We start from the raw sequence: 20,156 nt of genomic DNA, 5'->3' as shown, positions 1-20,156 counted from the left end.
CCCGAAATAGAATTAGATAGGACCATATCCAAAAGGATAAACCACAAGAAAAGTCACAATACACAGAATCAACATAAGTCTATTTTTATCAACAACTTTCGCAACATCGCTATTTTTGGCACCGGTCGTGAAATAGCCCTCCCTGCCCGCCGCAACGACAATCGGGCAGGTTTCAGGGCTCATTGACAACTGAATCAAAAATATCTTGGAAGGTACCGCCGAATGGACGGCAAGTGGTCTTGAAAACCATGGGCGCGTGTCAAAGCCGCGGGGTTCGATCCCTCTACCTTCCTTAAATATCTAGGTGTAGGGCAGTCTGGTCAGCCTCCGTGCCTTGGACGCACGATGTCGTTGGTTCGAATCCAACCACCTAGCCCGCATTTCTCACAAGGAATTCTGCTACGAAGCCGAAACCCATGCGATTACTTCGCTTACTCGGTCGAGCCGCCTTCGCCGTAGCGCTGCTACGCCTGTGCCGTCTCTCCGTCGTAATCTTCGTACTCACAAGGCTTTCTGCTTCTCGCTACGAATCCTTGTGAGAAATACGGGCATGACCATTTACCGGGCTGTAGCATAACGGCTAAATGCACTTGGTTGTCTCCCAAGGTGATGTGGGTTCGAATCCCATCGGTCCGGCCAATTTATTGGCTTGTAGCATAAGGGTAATGCATCTGCCTGTTAAGCAGAAAGATGGTGGTTCGAATCCACCCGAGTCAGCCAATTTGCTCCTACGTTTCGTGGTTAAGACGTCGGGTTTTCATCCCGAAAACCGGAGTTCGAGTCTCCGTGGGAGTACCAAACATGAGGCCGGTTACCCAACCGGTCCACTCATTTTTACTTGTGCAAGGAACATGACCCCCAAGGGGATCAGGAAGTGCAACGTTCAACGGAAGAAAACGTCCCCGACCGGGGAGGGTTCGAATTCTGCCGGCGCTGTAACTCTAGGTGCAACCGAGGGCTGCATTAACAGAGGCACAACTTTTCCGCGCTTGTGGCCAAGTGGAAAGGCATCGGTCTTCGAAGCCGACGACCGTAGGTTCGAATCCTACCAAGCGCATTCGAAATCGCACCGCTCACCCAGCGACCCGATTTCAACAACATAAGCCCGTGTGGCCAAACTGGAAAGGCACTTCCCGGCGAAGGAAGCGACGAGCCCGCTTTTCTCAACAGCTTTTTGACAGGCAGACGAGAAAAGCGGGCGACACGTTCGAATCGTCTCACGGGCACCAATTTCGCGGATGTCGTATAACGGCGATTACACCTGATTGCCGATCAGGAGATGTGGGTTCGATTCCCGCCATCCGCTCCACAATAGGGAACATCACCCTACAAAATCACGGATCTGTAGCAAAATTGCGTAATGCACTCGGTTTTTACCCGAGGGATTGAAGGTTCGAGTCCTTCCAGGTCCACCACTTCCTTTTCTTGTCCGGCTCGAGGCCTGGGCCAACCCTTTTCGCGGATGTCGTATAACGGCTATTATTCCCGGCTTCCATCCAGGAGATGTGGGTTCGATTCCCGCCATCCGCTCTACCTAGGGAACATCACCCTGCACGATCACGGATCTGTAGCAAAATTGCGTAATGCACTCGGTTTTTACCCGAGGGATTGAAGGTTCGAGTCCTTCCAGGTCCACCACTTCCTTTTTACAACCAAACCGTCAAACGCCTCACCCGCATTGCTTACAACGAATCCTGCTACGAATTTTTGGGAGAAATGCGGGCTAAGGTCTGAGGACAAGCCTGGCCAAAACCCACCAGAGGCACCAGGTGGTCCAGCAGCACCGACCTGGCCGCTCCTTTCGCTTGATCCCTGGTTAAACGAGACGGTCACCCCCTGACGCGCTCAAAAAAGAGCTCCCTGAAACCCGCCTCCCCTTGAGGGAACCAGGAGGACCGGCGCCACTGACCCACGCCCGCACGCTTTCGGCATTCGTCTTGCTGAGTTTTGCGTTGCGCACAAGCCTCGGCTTCGCAACAATTTACCCCACCGAACAGCAGAATTCCCGAGCGACGGCGACTGTGCCCCAGCCATTCCGTCTCGCAAGGAAAACACCCACGGGAATCAGGAGAGACGATCTTGCGCAAACCCTATTTAGGTTTCTTGGTCCTTTTCTCTTTCAGCACCTTTACAACAGCCGGAATCGACATCATAACCACGGTTGAAGAGATGTGCATCGGCCGCGATTTTGAAAAAGCCGGCGAACTTGCGGTTTCTATTACGGATGACGACTTTGCCGATGCATCCCCCGACACGCCGCTTTACCTGACCTGGACACTGGCTAAAAACACAACCTTGGCGGAAACCCTCGTAGATACCGCATCGGAACAAGGCAACCACACGCCAATCAACCTAGCCGCACGACGCGTGTCGACAACCGACGAACCACCGCGCCTATCTATGCGCCAGGATGCGGTGCAAATCGTGCGGTGGCGTCGCGGCGAACACCGCATCTGGCTGCGTATCAACCAAAGCAGCACCGAATGGCTGTCTCACAACGGCGAGACTAGTGCCCCTTCCTTGGATCACCAAGTGTTTTTCGAAATCGGAATCGACCCAGCGACATCCCTTGAACGAAACCAAAACCAGAATGCCAACGCGGACGCCAATCGATTTACTTCAGGACAAACCGCGTGCACCCTGCTTTTCGTCAACCTGACCGCCACAAGCCTGCAAACGGAGGGTCAATTGAGCGAAACCGGCCTGGCCGCCGACCCGTCCCTCTTTGACGAAACAACCCAAGGCGTCACCACGGCGCTCGATCCATCCGAAATCCAATGGGGCAACCCGCTCGGCGTTTGGTTTGGCATCGATTATTACGTGGGACGCGGCATCCTATGCGAAACGCTTGCATTCGAGGAATCGGTTCTGTCGGGTCCTCTGCCTGAAAGCAACGGCACGGGCACCTTGATTCTCGCCAGCCCCGGCGCGGTCGACGGCCCCATCACGGTTACCTGGTTTGATGCAAATGCCGCGACACTGGGCTCACTTGAACTCGCCCCCTTACGGCCGCGGGGATCGGTGGCGCACCCCATGTTCAACTGGCCCAACCTTCAGGAAGCCGCATCGCTTCAAGTGGTGGCGAGGGGCGAGCTCTTGGCGACAATTATCATGGACGACGGCCGCCAATGGTCCCTGCAGTCCTTGGATCCGAGGCCGCCCAGTCGCATCGTCCGTCCAAAACCCGTCATGCGCCGATAGCGCAAACCAAAAGAAAAGGTCTTTTCTGGAAGCACACTTCATCGCAAGCAATCGCTTCCAGGCAAGACCCGCCTCTAGCCCGCATTTCAGGCGAGAAATCGTCGTGAGAAATGCGGGCTGGGGTTCCCGAAGGACCGGCTTCGGTCCTTCGGGAACCTGTTTCAAACTTATTCGTTACGCAGCCACCCGCCCAAGAGGTAATGGGTGTAGTTCCAGTCACGGGCAACAATTCGGCCGCCGCCCTGGTCGTAAAACGAATTGTTGTGGAAGGGATAAAGCAGCATTTCACCGGCCGCGTTGCGCACCACCAAATCATCCGTCCCATTGTTGGTCCAGTTGCCCACGAAATAGTGGGTAAAGTCCCAACCATGGCCGACAACGGTCCCACCGTTTTGCTCATAGAAGGTACCGCGATCAAAGGGATAAAGCAGCAACTCACCCGCGGCGGTGCGAACCACCAAATCCGGGGTACCGTTACCGGTCCACTCACCAACAAAATAATGGGTAAAGTTCCAGCCATTGCCAACACGGATCCCATTGCCCTGGTCGTAGAAGGTGTTGTTAACGAAGGGGTAAAGCAACAAGTCACCGGCCTGGTTTCGAACGATTAAGTCGTCGGTGCCGTTGCCGGCCCATTTGCCGACGAAGTAATGGGTGAAGTCCCAACCGTTGCCGACCCGACGACCACCGTTGTGGCCGTAAAAAGTACCGTTGCGGAAGGGATACAGCAACAAATCGCCGGCCTGATTACGAACGATCAGATCGTCTGTCCCATCACCGGTCCAGTCGCCGACAAAGTAATGGGTGTAGTTAAAGCCGTGCCCCACCACTTGACCACCGTTGTGCTCATAGAAGGTGCCGTCACGAAAAGGGTACAGCAGCAACTCGCCTAGCTCATTGCGAACAATCAGATCGTCGTTGCCGTCACCAGTCCAGTTTCCAACCAGGTAATGGGTGAAGTCCCAACCATTACCAACTCGTTTTCCATCATCAAAAGAACCGTCGCGGAAGGGAAAAAACACAAGGTCACCCTCAGCATTGCGGACGACCAAGTCGTCAATCGGTTGCGCAAGAGCAGAAAACCCAGCGAGCGAACACAGCAAGGACAAGATGATCATTTTTTTCATCACCAAAAGACCCCTATTTTTTATTTTTCTCATATCAGCCAATTTTCACAAAGGGCATCAAGAAAGGACAACGCCCTTCCATTCATGAACGATAGGCACTTTTAAAAGCGCCTGTTTACAACGACAGCATACGCCGAAGCACAAGGTCTCCACAAGGGCATTTTTACGCAAAGAAGACTTCTTACCTAGGTCTTGTTAATTACCTGAAGAGCCATTGGCTATTTTCAGACCCAAACCCATACCCGGCTCAATGCCGACCAAAAGTTAAGGTTCTCTCCCATAGGGGCGGGGTCTTGGCGGGATCTGCTTTTACGCGGGCATCTCTGGTGATCGGTCCACGTGGTCGTGTCCGATACAGCGCCTGGAAGCGGCGCCTGGAAGCGGCGCCTGGAAGCGGCGACGGAGGAGGTACCGCGTTTGGTGAACGCGTGCAAACAGATCGACGCCCCCTAAGCGGAAGGACACCGGTTACATCGTAGCTGACCCGCCCCCGGCGACCTGGGTTACCAAACGGCCGCCGACCCACACCTTTAGCACGCGAATGGAAGCCAGTTCCTCGGCCGGAACCCGAGTTGGGTCGCGGTCCAGGGCAATGAAATCGGCGTGTTTGCCCTTGGCCAAGGTACCCAGGCGTGCCTCTTGAAAGGCGGCGTGGGCGCCGGCCGCGGTCATGCCGTGTAAACTTTCCATCACCGACAGGGCCTGATCCGGGTACCAACCGGCCGGGGGTTCGCCGTTTAACTTGCGCCGTGTAACGGCAAAATACAGGGTTTGCATCGGCTGCCAGGGCTCGCCCGGTAGGTCGGAATTGAGGGCGAGTCGGCCGCCCGCGGCCAAAATTTTTCGCCAGGCGTAGGCTTCGCGAATGCGATCCGGCCCAAGTCGGGCTTCGGCCCAGCCGCTGTCGCCGACGGCGTGGCTCGGTTGCATGGAGGAGATGACCCCAAGCTTGGCGGCCCGGGTATAGTAATCGGGCAACACGACCTGCGCGTGTTCGATGCGCCAACGATGGTCCGGCGTATCCTTTAGCGCGGCCTCGTAAATATCGAGCACACGCCGGTTGGCCTCGTCGCCGATGGCGTGGACCGCCATTTGGAACCCTTTCTCAGCCGCGTTTTCGGCCAGCCAGGTGACCGCCTCGGGAGCGATCCGCTCGGTGGGATGGGCTTTGTCCGGGTGGTCGTGGTAAGGCTTGGCAAGCAGCGCGGTGCGCGAGCCGAGCGAACCGTCGTAAAACACTTTGATGGAACGGACGGTGAAAAAATCGGAGGAATCGAGCAGCGGACCTTGCGCGAACCATTGTTCCATTAGGGGACGGTCGTTGCCGTTGAGCATGCCGTAAACGCGAATAGGAAGCTTGCCGGACGCGGCCAATTCGCGAAAGGCGGCCAACTGTTCACCGTCCATCCCAGCCTCGTGAACCGCGGTTACCCCGGCGGCGGCGAGGGTGTTCAATCCGGTCAGGATCGCCGCGCGGGTGGCGGCGGGATCGAGCGCCGGGATGTGTTGGTTCACCAAATAACGCGCATTGGTCAACAAAACACCAGTGGCACTTTGGTCGTCCCGCCGCAAAATGGTGCCGCCCTCGGGGTTGGGCGTGGCCGCGTCAATGCCGGCAACGGCCAGGGCTGAGGCGTTGTAAAAAGCGGCAAACCCATGCAGTGAACTGAGTGCGACGGGATTCTCGGGGTAGGCGGCGTCCAGAGCGGCGCGGTCAGGGTACCCTTGCGAGGCCCAAACCCCTTCGTCCCAGCCATGGCCAATCAACCAAACACCTGGCTCGGGTTTGGGATAGCGCTGCTTCAAAATGGCGATCATGGCGTCAACGGTGGTGGTGCCGCGCAGGTCGGCTTTTATCAGGTTCTCGCCCAGTTCGCGCACGTGCACATGAGAATCAATCATTCCCGGCAAAACGGTGGCACCGGCCAGGTCCACCTTAGCCGCGTCAGGGTAGTGTTTTAGCAAGCCCTCGTCGCCCAAGTCGAGAATACGCCCCTCGGCCACGGCCATCACGTCGAAGCGTAACGCGCCCTCCAAGGACAGAATGCTGCCCCCGTGGTACAAGGTCACGGCAGGCTCGACGACGCTAGGCGCCGGCGAATGACAGGCGCAAAGCAGCAACACGACCGACAAGCCGGCAAACAAACGGATCAACATGAATCACCTCAATATAATGGGCTTCTTGGTTTACGGAACAAATGACTTACCAATAACTCAGGGCTTCGATGCCTGCTTGTCCCAACACCAGTGGCTTTTTTTCGGTTCGGCCACACTGCCGATCCAAGCACAAAGCCGCGCGCCCTCGCGCACGTAGGTAATCACCTGGGGAAAATCGTGGTCGGCATTTTGGAACACCACCTCGTTCGCGGTTTGTTTCACCAACTTAAACGCGGTCGGACTTTTTCCTCTGGGTTGGGCCACATAATAAACGCCGTCCTCCCGTTGCTCGATGCGTAGGTACTCAAAAAAGGGCCGCCCCGGTTTGCGCATGTCGCGATTCATACCAAGCATCAAACCATCGGCCGCGGTCGTCCAATGCTCCTCGGTGGTACCCGCCTCGTTTTTCCAAACACCGGTCAAATTTTGGGTGAGGGAATCCCAGGAAACAGTGGGTTCGCCGGCAACAATCAGCGGTGTTACCAAAACCACCAGCCACGAGAAAGGAAAAAGTCGGTTCATTGTGCCACTCCTATCGAAAATCTAGTTATGGGATGGGAAAAGCCAAAAAGGCAGTTGGGCAACCATAGGCGCATCGATACAGTGGTGCGTATTTCGCTTGCCGACCGCAACATCCAAAGCCTAATCTGTAAGTGAATCATCACTCAGTTTCACAAAGAGGTGGCCGTGTTTACCCTTGCCTTGATCCTAAATACCCTTTGGTTTTCCATGGGATTTTACACCTTTTCCATCAACCACCGCGTTTTTGCGAAGGTGGTGGTACCTCGAGCGCAACGGGACACCCCGGTCTTTGAGATTCTGGCCGAATCAGGCCGCTTCCTCGGCGGTATGAACTTCGCCTTCGCCCTGTGTAACCTGTCCCTGCTGTTGCTGCCGAACCTCTTCCCGGATGCACAACAACGGGCGTTTTTGCTGTTTTTCTTCGCGGTTACCCATGGGTCCCAATTCGCCTTTAACGTACCGGTGGCCATGGAGAACCGCCGCGGCGGCGGGGTGTGGCCGGTCCTCAAAGGCACGATGTTGTTCATTTTCGTAACGGACCTGTTGATGACCCTTGTCAATGCCGGCATCGGTATCGCCTATCTCCTTTAGTCGAAAGCAGGGCAGGTCGCTTTTTGGGACAAGCCGGGTCAAGTCGCCGATGATTCCCAAAAAACGGGTTGCAGTTCGCCCCCCAAGAACAATCGAGCCACCACGTAAAAACCACCAAATAACCAAGAAAGGACCATATCAAAAAGCCGGTAAAAAATTTTCAAGCGACAGAATGGCGCATTTTGCTATGATGCCGTAAACGTTGCCGCACGAAAAAACAACCAAACTCAAATGGCTGCCTTTTCGAGGGTTATCATTTTTCCCGCCAACACGCTATCCACACAGGCAGCCCGAAAAGCGACACGCGCGCACTTTTTCTCGGCAACCAAATTTGCGGCAAGAGGTACAGCATGCAGACGACGATTGAAACGGTCAACAGCTGGCTCAGCGATATCGGTACGCAGATCGGCACAGCGATCCAGCTTGATGAAAACGGCCTAGTAACTTTGTCCTACAGTGGCGATTTGGACTTATCCGTTGAGTTCAACAAACTCAATGAGTATTTGTATTTTTACGCAACGGTCGGCAATGCCCAGGGGCGGGACCGCACCGAACTGTTCCAAGACCTCCTGAAAAGGAACCTGTTTAGTCATGAAACGGAAGGCGGCGCCATCGGGTATGACGACCAAAGCGACCAGGTGATCTACAGCAAACGCTTTAACCCGCTCTCATTTGAAAGTGACAGCTTCATCAAAACGCTTGAAGCGTTCGCCATGCGCGCGGCCAAGCTCAAAGCCCAGCTCAATGAGGGCACAGGCGAAGCGAGTTCCGAGGAAGCGACACCAAGCGAAATCCCCGCGGGCGGCATGATGAATCCAGGGTTCCTGAAGGCTTGATCGGCCTAGAGTGCCAAAAAACGCTTAGCCAAACCATCACGCGGTATAGAGCCGCGGTAAAAAGACATGGCCGATTTTAGATGGAGGATCACCAATGCTAAACGGACCACAAGGAACCCGCGTACGGGGCCAAGGTGTTCACCAAACGCCGCAACACTTACAAAATCCTTTCGGGCAGTTCCAGCAACGCACGCCCCAAGACCACGTTTCGGTCGGCCTGCGGACCCGAACCCCACCCGACGACCTGGTGCTGCAACAGCCCACGCTTCAGAATGTTAACCAAAATCCACCCATCGTTACGGTACAGCAACACATCTCGCCCAACCCCTTGACGCTGAACCCTTCGACGACCTCTTTATCGATGGATGACGAGGTTCTGGACTCACCCACCTTGTCCTCGCAGCAAAGCATTGATGAGGACAACAATCCCCCACCCCCGATGCTGAAACTGACGTCCACCAAATCGGAAATCGATGAAGATTTCACCCCACAGTCACCCAAAATGTTGAATCTGGGTGTCGACGATGAATCCTTCCAATCCCCGCGCATTCTCACCTTTGATGACAGCCTGCCCACGACCCGCCCCCCGCTCAGTTTAATGGACAGTGAGGATATGCAGAAATACGGCGTGCGGCAACGCCAGGAATCGGACGTCCAAATCGGTTGGCAGCAACCCACACCAACGACGAACAACGAAACAACAACGACCAAACTGGAAGATAATCGTTTGACCCTGGATCAGGAATGGCCGTCGAACGACCTGCAAGAATTCAAACAGACGTTTAAGATGACACCCAAGCAAGCCTTCGACATTATTAACAAGCACCTCAAAATTCCTCAGGAACACATGGACAAAGTGACCTTCACGCCCATGGGTGGCAACCGCTTTGAGTTCGATGTAGACGGCGCGGGTCCCATCAAAAACATTAACGTGAAGTTCTACCACCGGGACAACGAAATGATGCTTCAGCTCGCCAAGCTAGACCCAAAAGTCCAAGGTGGCGACATCATGAAAGGGGCCTTCCAGGGTTTGCTGGAAGTCGTCGACAAAACCAAGCAGCCGTGGAAAATGATCATGGACGCCAATATCACGGTTGGCAGTTACGCTTGGCCGAAATACGGCTTCACCCCCACGCCGAATAAAGGATTCCCAGAAATCGCCAGCAAGGCCTATGAACGACTTCAACCCCTTAAAGAACTCATTGACGACATGGTCCTTGGCAAGATCACGGTAAGTGACCAGCCTGACAAAAAGACCTTGAAAAATATCAGCAAAGAACTCGATCAAATCATGCAAGCGATCACGAAAGCAGCCAAACTGGACCCGCCCGACACCAAGGTCATCCGCAAACTCGCCAATATGAAAACCGATATAAGTTTCCTGGTTAAGGCGGATGTTAAAGAGCTTGGGTTCGACAACGTCCCCGACTTCTTCTCCAAACTCAAAGAAACAGCGGGCGATAAAAGTATCACCATTGGTAAAGCAGCCTTGTTAAACCAAAGTTACCAAGCCGAATTCGACACCAAAGGTGACCGCAAAATCATGATGAACTACATCAGTAGTAAGTCCACCATGAGCGATAAAATTAACTACGTTAAGGACAAATTAGGTTTTTAGACCAAAACATCCTTCCACCGGAACCAGGCGATTCTTGGCGGTACAATGCCGCAACCCCTTAAAAAAGGACATACGACATGGAAGACCGTTTCTTGTTCTACGAAGATGAAGATGGCAGACGCAGCGACAAAAACATCCATGAAGGCATTATGGATGACGAAGCAAGCGAGACACTTAACGCCCTGGAAATCATTCAGGATCACCTGAATGAGGGGGGCAGTTTGGAAGACGGCGTCAACCTCTATGGCGACCCCCTTCTCAAAAAAGGATTTGCAGAGGGAATCGTTACCCCGCAATGGATCCAACAAACACTGACCGAGCTGGAATCCATCGGCGAAGCGGCGGAAGCCTGAGGAACCCCACGGCCTTCGCCTACCGGATCAATCCAAGTAGGCGGAGAAGGTCGACAACGCTGGAAAATGGGCCGGGTCGCATTGCATCACGACTCGGCCCCATTCTTTTCTTGGCAAGGCCGCGAGATGCGACGGACTCAAGCCGCTCAAAAGTAACGTGCCGTCGCCAAAAGCGCGCTTCGGAATAAAGCCTACCATCTCGTTACCCCCGGCTTCCTTGTTCCATTACCCGAGCAACCAACAGGCGCGTGCCTGCCTGCAGGAAATCGAAATCGATGGTGTCGACGGTATCGCTGGGTTGGTGGTAGTGGGGATTGCGGAATTCGGCGGTGTCGGTCCACATCAGCGCCGGAATCGAACTTTCCCAAAACGGCGCGTGGTCGCTGCGATGCAAAACGGGGAAAAACTGCTCAACCCCCAGCTTCACCTTCAATCCCAGCACGGAAAAACCGGGGCAGTAGGTGGCCGCAACCCGCATCAACCGATCATTGACGCGATTGGAATGCCGGTTACTGAGGACGGCCAAAAACTCGGCGCGATCCGAAACCGGCAGGTTCATCGGCAGCCCCGTGGGCAAGGTCTGGGATCCTTCTTCATGACTGCAGAAACCCAACATTTCCAAGATGTGGACCTCGCGAATGGGGTAGGGTTTGTCGCGATCATATTCGGCCACAAACTCGCGGCTGCCCAATAACCCGTCTTCCTCGCGATTGAACAGTACAAAACCAATCGGCGGCACCGACCCCGAGCCGGCCACCACACGGGCACATTCCATCAGCGCCACCACGGCGCTGCCGTTGTCATCGGCACCCGGACAATTCGGCACGGTATCGTAGTGGGCGCCAACCAAAACCAGCGGGGTTTCGGCGGGAAGCCGCGGCAAGGCCACCACGTTGCGATAGCTGCCCTGAAACAGGACCCGATAACCCAAATCACCGAGTTCTTGGGCGAGCCAATCGCCAATGCGATGGTTGGCTTCCTGTTCAGCATGGTAATGGCGGGGAACGGCCAAGGTGATGAGCTGTTGCTCCAGCCGTTCCCGGGAAACGGTCGCGACCAACCGCTGTATTTCTTGATCCGGTTCAAACGGCTTGCGCCGATCCGATTGCGTCACAAACATCATGACCGCTCCTGTTTATTGAAATCGACAAACCTCGGCGGAGACATCAAACCACCGGCCCGCCAAGTCCGCCCCAAAGCGATCATCCCATCGCTAGCGCTGAAACGCGTAGGACATCTTCAAAAAGATTTGGCGACCGGTGCGCTCGTAATGGTTTAACTCGGATAATTCGCGATCATCCCCATACCCCAAAAAGGCCACCGATTGCCAATTCAGCTTGTAGGCCAGCAACGCGGAACCGGTAAAAAAGCCGCTCCGTTCATCAACCTCATCCACGTACAGCAACGGATCGCGTTCCGTTTCCACGCGCTGGCCAATCAACCGGAAATAAGTGCGCGCATTAAAGAAGTAGGTGCCGCGCAGCCGCGCCACCCAAGCCTGGAACAGGCGTTGCGAATCACCGGCGCCGTCGTTTATGTCCAAATCGCGGTAGTTGCTGTTGAACTCAAGCTGGGTGGCGTTCCCCGGTCGAAAAGTCACATTGAACTCGCCGGTAAACCCCGTGCCCAAACGCTCATTGGCAAAGTCGACCTCATCACCGACAATCCCATTCAAGTAAACCCGTGACAAAAAACCACCCGGCCGAAAGTCCGCGGTGAAAAAGAAGCGGTCGCGGGTAAAGGTGCCACCGCCCGCGCGCACCTCCTCGCGGGCAAAGCGGTAGCGCATAAAAGAGTTGTAACGCCCACTCATACCGCAGCCGGCGGAGAATAACTGGGTCAACAAGGCACCGTCGCGGTCGGCGCTGTAATCGGTAAAACTGAAGATGCGCAAACGGTGAATGAAACGTCCGGTGAAACGAAAGGTCCGCCCCATTTCGCCGAACCCCTTGCGGTAATCCACCTGGGGCACAAAACCATTGTCGGCGCGGAATTCGCGCGCGAAGTCGTTGTACGCCAAGTACCAATCGATGGTGCTGGTACGGTGATGCCAACTCAGCCGAAGACCGTGCCCCGAAAGCGAACGACCGTCGAAATCATCGCTCAAGTCCAATTGCTCCGGGGTCTCACCCACGCTGAACAGGTATTGGGCGGTGACCTCATCGGAATCGGTTGGGCGCCAAGAGGCGTCAGGCCCGAACAAGGTGTTGCGTCCCCCAATTTCGGTATCGCGATGGGTCACCAAAAAACCGGCGAAGGATTCGCCCATATCATGGCGCGCCCGAATAATCGCCACGTCGGAATCGTAGTCCTGGTCCACCAAAGACGACCCGTTGGCGCCCGGCACAATGCTCACACCACCACCGCGATCCTGGCCCACCAAGGCGGTAAAGGCGGTTTTGCCCAGGCGACCGGTCGCCCGCGAACCCCATTTCGGCGCGGTCATGGTTCGGGTGTAGACGGCGCGAATCGGGGTTGAAAAGAGGTCGATCCCTTCTAAGAAGAAGGGCCGTCGCTCGGGAAAAAACAATGCAAAACGCTCATTCGCCGATATTTGCGCGGTGTCCGACTCTACCTGGGAGAAGTCGGGGTTAATGGTTAAATCAAGCGCCATGTTTTGGTTGGGTACCCACTTCACGTCCAGGCCGGGTTCGTAATCGGGATCCTCGGCAACCAGCTCGCCACCAAGATCGCCCTCGGACCGCGCCTGTTCAATCGCCGAAACAAAAGGCGCCAACACCAAATTGCCGCCACGGGGCAACTTGGTCAGACCGTGCAGGGGCTTCACATTGCAAATAAAGCAGTTGCGTTCGCGCGACAAACGCGAGGTGAACATTTGGTAGCGGAAATCGCGCGGGCGGTTGCGGTACAACATAATGCCCCAGGTTTGCGGGTCGCCTTGTTTGTAACGCAAGGTCGCGAAGGGAATTTTGAGTTCCAAGACCCAACCGTCCTCGGTGATTTCGGCCTCGGATTCCCAGAAAAAGTTGGGCGAGGAATCTTCGCCCGAGGCGTCGTTGGAAACCGCGTCGTATTGAATCCCCCGGGGATTGGCCAAAAACATCACGGCGGAACGGCCGTCGTTGTCGGCATCAACAATGATGCCGCCGTAATCGGTGTAGGAAGGCACATTGTCGCGGTCCCCCATGGGCGCGCGAATCGCGCCGGGGTCGGGATCGTAAAAATACAGACCGACATACAAATGTTGGTCATCGTAGGTGAGGTAACCCTGACTGCGTACCTTGGGCGCGATATTGTCGCCGGGATTGGTTTCAACCCAACCCTCAATCGGGACAACATCGCGCCAGCCGGCGTCCGACAAATCGCCGTCGATGGTAATGGCACCTCCCGAACGGCGAATTTGAAACGCATCAGCCAACCCATGCGACGGTGCCACATCAGCAGCCCCCGTTCCCAGCATGAGCCACAACAGAACCCCCACCATAAGGCGCCTCCCAGAATGGAGCGTGTAAAAAGAAAGCTTATCGTGAAGGTATACGCAAAAAATTGGGGGAAGGATGCCTTGCCGATGAAGAAAGCGGCTTGACTTTACTTAGCGCGTTAGCTAATTTTTAAAATTAGCCAACTCGCTAAGTATAAGAGGGACCGTGACACACCCTAGTCGTGCTGAACAAGAACTGGAAGCCATGGATTTGGTCTTCAAGGCCTTGGCCCACGCCTCCCGGCGACACATCCTCGTCGTTTTGCACGCGCGCGGCGGGCGCATGACGGCCGGTGACATCGCCAAACGGTTCGCTTGCAGTTGGCCGACCACCACCCGACATTTGCGCAAACTCGAGGAGGCCGGTTTGGTCACCACGGCCAAATCCGGCCGCGAAAACAGTTACCTGCTCAACCAAGACCGTTTAACGGCCGTCGCCGGCGGCTGGCTGGCTTGGTTTCAGCAACCCGCGTTGGTTAACCCAAAGACGCCGTCGGAAACCGCATAACGAAAAGGAGGATCTCATGCAACCCCAAACCGCTTTTGCGATGTACAAACCCCACCCGGGCCAAGAAGAAACCCTTATGGCGCTGGTCAAAAAACACCTGCCCACCTTGCGCGAATTCGGCTTGGTTACGGACCGCGACGCCTACCTAGCCCGCTCGCAAGACGGCACCTTCATCGAAATCTTCGAATGGAAATCGGCGGACAGCGCCCGCGCGGCCCACGAACATCCCGGCGTCGCGGCCATTTGGGAAGCCATGGGTGCGGTCGCCGATTTCCCCGGCATGTCGGCCTTGCCGGAAGCCGCCGGTCCCTTTCCCAACTTCGAAAGCCTGGCCCTTTAGCAGGCCGTTTCGCCGGTGGGCGAGCCCTTATTTGGTACCGAAAATTTTGTCGCCGGCGTCGCCCAAACCGGGCAAGATGTAGCCGATCTCGTTAAGGCGCTCGTCCAAGGCGGCGGCATAAATCGCCACATCCGGGTGGGCTTCTTCCATGGCCTTGACACCCTCGGGCGCGGCCACCAGGACCAAGGCACGAATACGGCTACAGCCCGCTTGTTTTAATTGGTTAACCGCTTCGATGAGGGAACCACCGGTTGCCAACATCGGGTCAATCACCAGCGCCAAACGCGCCTCGATTTGCGAGGTGAACTTGCAATAATAAGCGGTCGGCTCCAGGGTTTCCTCGTTGCGGAACAAACCCACCACACTCACCCGCGCACTGGGAATCAAATCGAGCACGCCGTCCATCATGCCGAGTCCGGCACGCAGAATCGGCACCACGGTAATTTTCTTGCCTTGCAAACGGTCGACCTCAACCGGGCCGGCCCAGCCTTCCACGGTGTGGGGCCCCACTTCTAAATCCTTGGTGGCCTCATAGGTCAGCAAACGCGCCACCTCGGCGGTTAACTCGCGAAAATCTTTGGTGGAAATGTCTTTGTCGCGCATGAGCCCGAGCTTGTGCCGGACCAGGGGATGACGGACCTCGAAAAACGGCATGGGCGCCTCCAGGGTGGAATCGGTGTGTTCGTGCAACTTAGCAAGGCGGCGGCCGCAAAACAAGCCCCACGACGCATCCAATCCGCGGTGGGCAACGAATATGCGAGCAGGTGCAATGGGAGGTACCCATGCTGACGGCGCCACCGCCCCGTTCGGTCCAAGCCGGCTATGGGGCCGCGGAAATCGGCATCACGGCCGGCGAATTTTTTATTCAGGTTACCCTGCTCAAGTTTTACGTGGATACGGTCGGACTCAGCCCCGGCCTGGCGGGGCTTGCGCTGAGCCTTGCCGTGGTGTGGGACGCGGTTTCCGATCCCTTGATGGGCTACCTCTCCGACCGTACCCGCTTGGCGGCGGGTCGGCGCCGTCCCTACCTCCCGCTGGGCGCCGTCGGCCTGGCCCTGACCTTCGTCCTCTTGTTCAGCCCGCCCGACAACCTCAGCCAAACAGCGGCCTTCTCCTGGCTACTGGGTTCCTACGTCCTGCTCAACACGGCGATGACGGTGATCGCGGTTCCCCACCTGGCCTTGGCGGCGGACATGACGCCCAACCCACGCGACCGAACCGCCCTGTTCGGCTGGCGGTTTCTGTTTGCCAACATCGGCCTGATCACGGCGATCCTGGTACCCGGCCTGGTGGCGGCGGAAAACGCGGCAACCGGCGCGGCCACGCGTACACAGGTCCTGGTGATCGCGGGCCTGGTGGTGGCAACAGCCCTCCTGTCCTTTCGCGCCACCCGCGGCTACGACCACCCGGCACAAGCGACCCACCCCCAAAACATGCGGCTCGCGTGGCAGGCGGCCTCGGCACCCTTGCGCAACCGCGCCTTTCTGCTGCCGGCCGCGGCTTTTGTGCTGGGCTCCATCGGCCGCACCCTCAACAGTGCCATCGCCCTCTTTTACTACCAGGTCCGCCTGCACCTGGACGAACAAACGATGTTCCTCAAGGTCTTGTTGCCGTTCACCCTGGTGGTCGCCGTTTCGATCATCGGCTGGGTCGCCGCGGCCAAGCGGGTCGGCAAAAAATGGCCGGCGGTGGTCGGCATCGGTTTTCTGGGCGTCTCCACCGTCATCGTCTACCCGCTGTTCCCGGTTGGCCAGGCCCTACCACCGGCGATTTACGGCGTGGTGGCGGGCCTGCTCATCGGGGCCGTTTTTCTTCTGGACGCCATGGTCTCCGACGCGGCCGACCTGGACCATCTCCGTCGCGGCCAAACGGATCAAGGCATATACTTCGGTTACTGGCGCATGGCGGCGAAGGTGGCCCGCGCCCTGGGCCTGGCCCTCAGCGGGTTTTTGTTGGAATGGATTGGTTTCCAGCAAGGCGCGCCAACCCAAAGCGAAGCAACGGCGCAAGGTTTGGCGATCCTGTTCGGCCCGGTGGTCGGGGCCTTTTTTATCGCGGCGGCTTTGCTGCTACCGGCCTGGCCGCTCAGCGTGGCGAAGGAACGCCAAATCAGCCGCTTGGTGGTACAACGCCTTAACCGGCGTTAACCGCTTCACCAACCACCTCGGTGCGACGGCTGCCTAGCGAAGGCCACAGCAACCCGAACGCCCCGCAGGCGGCGATGGCAATGCCCAGCACCACCACATCCACGGTGAACAAACCCAGGACGGCGGTTACCACCGCGGCGGCTACAAACCGGAAACAACCGTGCAAAGCCGAGGCGGTACCGGCCTGATTACCAAAAGGTTCCATCGCACCGGACATGGCGGCGGGGGTCACCGCGGCAACGCCCATGGTGGTCAATGCCATGGGGACCAGCAACACCCAGATTTGGTCGCCGAGGAGCGCGCCGCCAATCACCATCAAACCACCACCCACGGCCACCGCGCCGGTTCCGGCCAGAGCCAGCGAGCGGTTATCCATGCGGGCCGCCAACTTTTTGGCGACGATGCTGCCGATCATGTAGGTCACCGCATTGGCACCAAACAACATGCCGTACAGGTCGGGCGTAAAACCCATGCCGTCGACAATCAACGCGGACGAGGTGCTGATAAAGGCGAACAAGGCACAGGAGGCCAAACCGCCGAGCATGGTGAAAAATACAAAAGACGGGTGGCGGGAAACACCGAGGTACGCCCGTGCAACCGGACCCACGCCCAATCGCTGCCGGGCGGGCGGCGCGGTTTCCGGCAAGGCGAAAAACAGCAGCGCGGACAAAGCGGCACCAAACACCACCAAAAAGTAGAAGGACGCACGCCAACTGAAATGGGTCTCCAACATGCCGCCGATGACGGGGGCAATGATCGGCGCCAAAGCCATGGCCGAGGCAACCGAGGCCAACAAACGGGTGCCTTCACTGCCCTTGGCGACATCGCGCACCACGGCTTGGGCAACAACGGAACCGGCACAGGCGCCAAGTCCCTGCAAGAGGCGGCCGAACAGAAGCACCTCGATGTTGGTGGCAAAAGCACAAATCAGGTTGGCGACCAGGTAAATGGCCAAACCGACGAGCAAGGGTTTGCGACGGCCGAAGCGGTCGGCAAGGGGCCCGTAAATAAGCTGGCCAAAGGCGAAGCTGAGAATAAAGACGCTGACGGTGAGGCCGATGGTTCCGGGCGAAACATTCATCGCCACGGCAAGGGCGGGCATGGAAGGCAGGTAAATGTCGACGGAAAGCGCCGTCATCCCGGCCATCAGGGTTAACAGGAAAAAAAGGTTGCGATGCTGCTGCACAAGGACCTCCCGGTTCCATCATCGTTTGAGGTCCCCATTCTCCGCGACGCTGGTATTAATGAAAAGCTGATTGTCTTTATACTCGTGATAGGCTTTCTTTATAGCGGAGGGTTCCATGGACATTTCACTGGCTGATCTAAAAGCGTTTCGTGAGGTAGCGCGCCTGGGCAAAGTTTCCGCCGCGGCGCGCGTGCTAAACCTGAGCCAACCCACGGTGAGTTGGACGATGAAAAAGCTGGAGCGCGAGCTGGGCAAACCCTTACTGGTGCGCGGTAACCGGGGCGTCACCCTCACGCGGGCGGGCAAGGCCTTGTTGGAACACACGGGTAACCTGATCCAGGAATTCCAAAATCTGAGCGACGAAATTCAGACGGACAGCGAGGAAGTACGCGGCACCTACACCCTCGGCGTTTACGCGATGCTGGGTACTTACACCTTGCCCTGCTTTCTGCCGCAACTGCTGATGGACTACCCGGCCTTGGAACTGCGCCTGACCCACGATCTCTCGCGCAACATAGCCGAGGCGGTCATCAACCGAAACTTGGATTTCGGCATTGTGGTCAATCCGCCGGCACACCAGGATCTGGTCATCCGCAAGCTGTACAACGACTTCATCGGTTACTGGACCCACCAGCAACCAAACGGTTTGCAGGATTTAACGGGACCCGACAGCGTGCTGTGGCTACCGCCGAACCTTCGTCAAAGCGAAACCTTGTTGGGGGAAGCCAAACGACGGGGCTTCCTCAAGCAAACACGGTTCCGTTACAGCACAGACCTAGGCGTCATTCACCACATGATCGCGGCGGGCGGCGGCGCGGGTTTATTGCCGGCCACGATTGCGCTGGCTTTTCCCGGCAGCCCGGTGGAACCGATCCCGAATACGCCCTCGTACCACGATGTGATTTGTTTGGTGTACCGCCACGACCGCCCCAAAACCCGCGCGGCCGAGGTGGTGATCCGCGCTATTTCGGAAGCGGATTATCAGGGCATCGACCGCACCGCGGAGGGTGCGCTCAATTGGATGCAGGCTAATTAAAGGCGGAGCGGCGGTCGCGGGATAATTTGGTTCGCGAAAAAATCAACCAAGCAGTGCCGAATAAGGTCGCCAAACCAATTGCGGTAAAAATAGCGGGCATCGGATTGGCCAGGCTGCTGATCGAACCCGCGTAGGTTGCAATCACCGCGTAGGGCACACAACTGAGACTCCAGGCCGCGGTGAATTTCAGCAACGGCATGCGCGTCAACCCGGCCAAACAGGCGGTGACCTCGGGCAATACGGGCAAGGCGCGCGCCAGCAAAATCATGATCACGCCGTATTCCAGAAAGGTCTCTTTCGCGCTGTCTCGTTCTTTTTGATCTTTGATGAGCAGGGCAACCAGGGGTTCCCCTTTGAGATAAGCGAGCGTGTAACCGGTAAAAGCGGCCAGTGCGGAGCCGGTAATCGCCACAGCGGCGCCCGCAACCGGGCCGAGAAAATGGCCGGCAAGGATCATAATCGTCAGGGTCGGCACCGCCACGAACAAATCGGCAAACAACAGCAGGATCACCAAGAGGCCGACATACAAAGGCGCCACGGTATCCGCGTGGGCCAGCCAAGCCTGGATGTTGTCCACCGTAAGGATCCCGGTGAATTTCAGCACCAGCAACATCGCGGTGAAAAACAAAAACAGCATCAGCATGATTTTTAGCAACGGTCGCATGGTTTCCCCCCGTGGTTCCGCTCCAGTTTACCGGCGCGCCGGCGCGGTCCAGGGTTCATCCAGCCGGCAGCACGCTTTCTACAATAGCGGTCTATCCGCTCTTCCGTCACCAAGAACCGCGACAAACGGCCGCCCATGGGATCTAGAAAGCGCCCGACCCGGCAATCATGTCTTTATCCGCCGCGCGAGAAAAAAACGCACCACGACCAACAACATCCCTTACATCAAACATTTGCAACCAAGACCGGCATCACTGAAGACCTAAAACCGGCCTCGTCCCCACGCCAACCGGGCCTTTTGGAAACGGGCACTAAACCTGCTTTTAATTAAGTCATGTCGCTTTGGGTCATGCCGCCGCGATGCCGCGGCGGCAGGCGACGTTTCAAGCATCTATCTTATTAAATCCTTGCTTCTTCTTGTCTTAGTTG

Annotated in this window: 17 protein-coding genes and 11 tRNA genes; 20 read left to right on the top strand and 8 right to left on the bottom strand. The window is 56.8% G+C overall.

Annotated elements, in window-relative coordinates:
* The first annotated feature begins 207 nt into the window (after window positions 1-207).
* From J3U88_RS06535 to J3U88_RS06480, 12 genes are all read left to right on the top strand, one after another.
* Window positions 208-293, top strand: a tRNA-OTHER gene (locus J3U88_RS06535).
* A 7-nt stretch (window positions 294-300) separates the two neighbouring features.
* Window positions 301-375, top strand: a tRNA-Pro gene (locus J3U88_RS06530).
* 187 nt (window positions 376-562) lie between these two features.
* Window positions 563-639 (top strand) — tRNA-Asp (locus J3U88_RS06525).
* A gap of 6 nt (window positions 640-645) precedes the next feature.
* Window positions 646-720 (top strand) — tRNA-Asn (locus tag J3U88_RS06520).
* 4 nt (window positions 721-724) lie between these two features.
* Window positions 725-798: transfer RNA gene (locus J3U88_RS06515), tRNA-Glu, on the top strand.
* Window positions 799-985: 187 nt separating this feature from the next.
* A tRNA-Arg gene (locus J3U88_RS06510) sits at window positions 986-1,057 on the top strand.
* 46 nt (window positions 1,058-1,103) lie between these two features.
* A tRNA-Arg gene (locus J3U88_RS06505) sits at window positions 1,104-1,229 on the top strand.
* Window positions 1,230-1,234: 5 nt separating this feature from the next.
* Window positions 1,235-1,309: transfer RNA gene (locus tag J3U88_RS06500), tRNA-Gly, on the top strand.
* Window positions 1,310-1,338: 29 nt separating this feature from the next.
* Window positions 1,339-1,415, top strand: a tRNA-Lys gene (locus tag J3U88_RS06495).
* Between the two features lie 43 nt (window positions 1,416-1,458).
* Window positions 1,459-1,530 (top strand) — tRNA-Gly (locus tag J3U88_RS06490).
* A 31-nt stretch (window positions 1,531-1,561) separates the two neighbouring features.
* Window positions 1,562-1,638, top strand: a tRNA-Lys gene (locus tag J3U88_RS06485).
* A gap of 441 nt (window positions 1,639-2,079) precedes the next feature.
* On the top strand, window positions 2,080-3,201 hold the full coding sequence (locus J3U88_RS06480; protein ID WP_207857695.1) for a hypothetical protein: 1,122 nt from the start codon (window positions 2,080-2,082) through the stop codon (window positions 3,199-3,201).
* 167 nt (window positions 3,202-3,368) lie between these two features.
* Here the strand turns inward: J3U88_RS06480 and J3U88_RS06475 are convergent, their stop codons facing one another.
* From J3U88_RS06475 to J3U88_RS06465, 3 genes are all read right to left on the bottom strand, one after another.
* Complete coding sequence (locus J3U88_RS06475; RefSeq protein ID WP_207857694.1) at window positions 3,369-4,328, bottom strand: FG-GAP-like repeat-containing protein; 960 nt, start codon at window positions 4,326-4,328, stop codon at window positions 3,369-3,371.
* A gap of 468 nt (window positions 4,329-4,796) precedes the next feature.
* A complete protein-coding gene (locus tag J3U88_RS06470; RefSeq protein WP_207857693.1) occupies window positions 4,797-6,485 on the bottom strand; it encodes an amidohydrolase in 1,689 nt (562 codons plus the stop codon).
* Window positions 6,486-6,542: 57 nt separating this feature from the next.
* Window positions 6,543-7,007: a DUF6265 family protein gene (locus tag J3U88_RS06465; RefSeq protein ID WP_207857692.1), complete on the bottom strand. Its 465-nt coding sequence runs from the start codon at window positions 7,005-7,007 to the stop codon at window positions 6,543-6,545.
* A gap of 165 nt (window positions 7,008-7,172) precedes the next feature.
* Here J3U88_RS06465 and J3U88_RS06460 point away from each other — a divergent pair, with 165 nt between their 5' ends.
* The 4 genes from J3U88_RS06460 to J3U88_RS06445 all read left to right on the top strand — a co-directional run bounded on the left by J3U88_RS06460 (window position 7,173) and on the right by J3U88_RS06445 (window position 10,405).
* Entirely contained in the window at window positions 7,173-7,598 is a 426-nt protein-coding gene (locus J3U88_RS06460; RefSeq protein WP_207857691.1) for a hypothetical protein, read from the top strand.
* Window positions 7,599-7,948: 350 nt separating this feature from the next.
* A complete protein-coding gene (locus J3U88_RS06455) occupies window positions 7,949-8,434 on the top strand; it encodes a CesT family type III secretion system chaperone (protein ID WP_207857690.1) in 486 nt (161 codons plus the stop codon).
* A gap of 94 nt (window positions 8,435-8,528) precedes the next feature.
* Window positions 8,529-10,052, top strand: a complete 1,524-nt coding sequence (locus J3U88_RS06450; RefSeq protein ID WP_207857689.1) for a hypothetical protein — start codon at window positions 8,529-8,531, stop codon at window positions 10,050-10,052.
* A gap of 77 nt (window positions 10,053-10,129) precedes the next feature.
* Window positions 10,130-10,405, top strand: a complete 276-nt coding sequence (locus J3U88_RS06445; protein ID WP_207857688.1) for a hypothetical protein — start codon at window positions 10,130-10,132, stop codon at window positions 10,403-10,405.
* A 202-nt stretch (window positions 10,406-10,607) separates the two neighbouring features.
* Here the strand turns inward: J3U88_RS06445 and J3U88_RS06440 are convergent, their stop codons facing one another.
* Together J3U88_RS06440 and J3U88_RS06435 are read right to left on the bottom strand one after the other, a co-directional pair.
* A complete protein-coding gene (locus J3U88_RS06440) occupies window positions 10,608-11,528 on the bottom strand; it encodes a M28 family peptidase (protein WP_207857686.1) in 921 nt (306 codons plus the stop codon).
* A gap of 90 nt (window positions 11,529-11,618) precedes the next feature.
* A complete protein-coding gene (locus tag J3U88_RS06435) occupies window positions 11,619-13,850 on the bottom strand; it encodes a carbohydrate binding family 9 domain-containing protein (protein ID WP_207857684.1) in 2,232 nt (743 codons plus the stop codon).
* A gap of 163 nt (window positions 13,851-14,013) precedes the next feature.
* On the opposite strand from J3U88_RS06435, the gene J3U88_RS06430 reads away from it, so the two are divergent.
* Together J3U88_RS06430 and J3U88_RS06425 are read left to right on the top strand one after the other, a co-directional pair.
* Window positions 14,014-14,355, top strand: a complete 342-nt coding sequence (locus J3U88_RS06430) for a metalloregulator ArsR/SmtB family transcription factor (protein ID WP_207857682.1) — start codon at window positions 14,014-14,016, stop codon at window positions 14,353-14,355.
* 16 nt (window positions 14,356-14,371) lie between these two features.
* Complete coding sequence (locus J3U88_RS06425; protein ID WP_207857680.1) at window positions 14,372-14,695, top strand: hypothetical protein; 324 nt, start codon at window positions 14,372-14,374, stop codon at window positions 14,693-14,695.
* Window positions 14,696-14,722: 27 nt separating this feature from the next.
* On the opposite strand, the gene upp is transcribed toward J3U88_RS06425, so the two are convergent.
* A complete protein-coding gene (gene upp, locus J3U88_RS06420) occupies window positions 14,723-15,349 on the bottom strand; it encodes a uracil phosphoribosyltransferase (protein WP_207857678.1) in 627 nt (208 codons plus the stop codon).
* Window positions 15,350-15,477: 128 nt separating this feature from the next.
* Here upp and J3U88_RS06415 point away from each other — a divergent pair, with 128 nt between their 5' ends.
* Window positions 15,478-16,842, top strand: coding sequence for an MFS transporter (locus J3U88_RS06415; RefSeq protein ID WP_207857676.1), 1,365 nt, complete (start codon window positions 15,478-15,480; stop codon window positions 16,840-16,842).
* Here J3U88_RS06415 and J3U88_RS06410 read toward each other — a convergent pair.
* Window positions 16,829-18,028, bottom strand: coding sequence for a Bcr/CflA family efflux MFS transporter (locus tag J3U88_RS06410; RefSeq protein WP_207857675.1), 1,200 nt, complete (start codon window positions 18,026-18,028; stop codon window positions 16,829-16,831). The two genes, J3U88_RS06415 and J3U88_RS06410, sit on opposite strands and share 14 nt — an antisense overlap.
* Window positions 18,029-18,143: 115 nt before the next feature.
* On the opposite strand from J3U88_RS06410, the gene J3U88_RS06405 reads away from it, so the two are divergent.
* Window positions 18,144-19,064, top strand: a complete 921-nt coding sequence (locus J3U88_RS06405) for a LysR family transcriptional regulator (RefSeq protein WP_207857673.1) — start codon at window positions 18,144-18,146, stop codon at window positions 19,062-19,064.
* On the opposite strand, the gene J3U88_RS06400 is transcribed toward J3U88_RS06405, so the two are convergent.
* Window positions 19,057-19,728, bottom strand: coding sequence for a TVP38/TMEM64 family protein (locus tag J3U88_RS06400; RefSeq protein WP_207857671.1), 672 nt, complete (start codon window positions 19,726-19,728; stop codon window positions 19,057-19,059). The two genes, J3U88_RS06405 and J3U88_RS06400, sit on opposite strands and share 8 nt — an antisense overlap.
* Between the last annotated feature and the right edge of the window lie 428 nt (window positions 19,729-20,156).

The sequence above is a fragment of the Acanthopleuribacter pedis genome (assembly GCF_017377855.1).
GTDB lineage: Bacteria > Acidobacteriota > Holophagae > Acanthopleuribacterales > Acanthopleuribacteraceae > Acanthopleuribacter > Acanthopleuribacter pedis.
The sequence above is the reverse complement of the archived record's forward strand: the minus strand, read 5'-3'. Positions and strand labels throughout refer to the sequence as shown.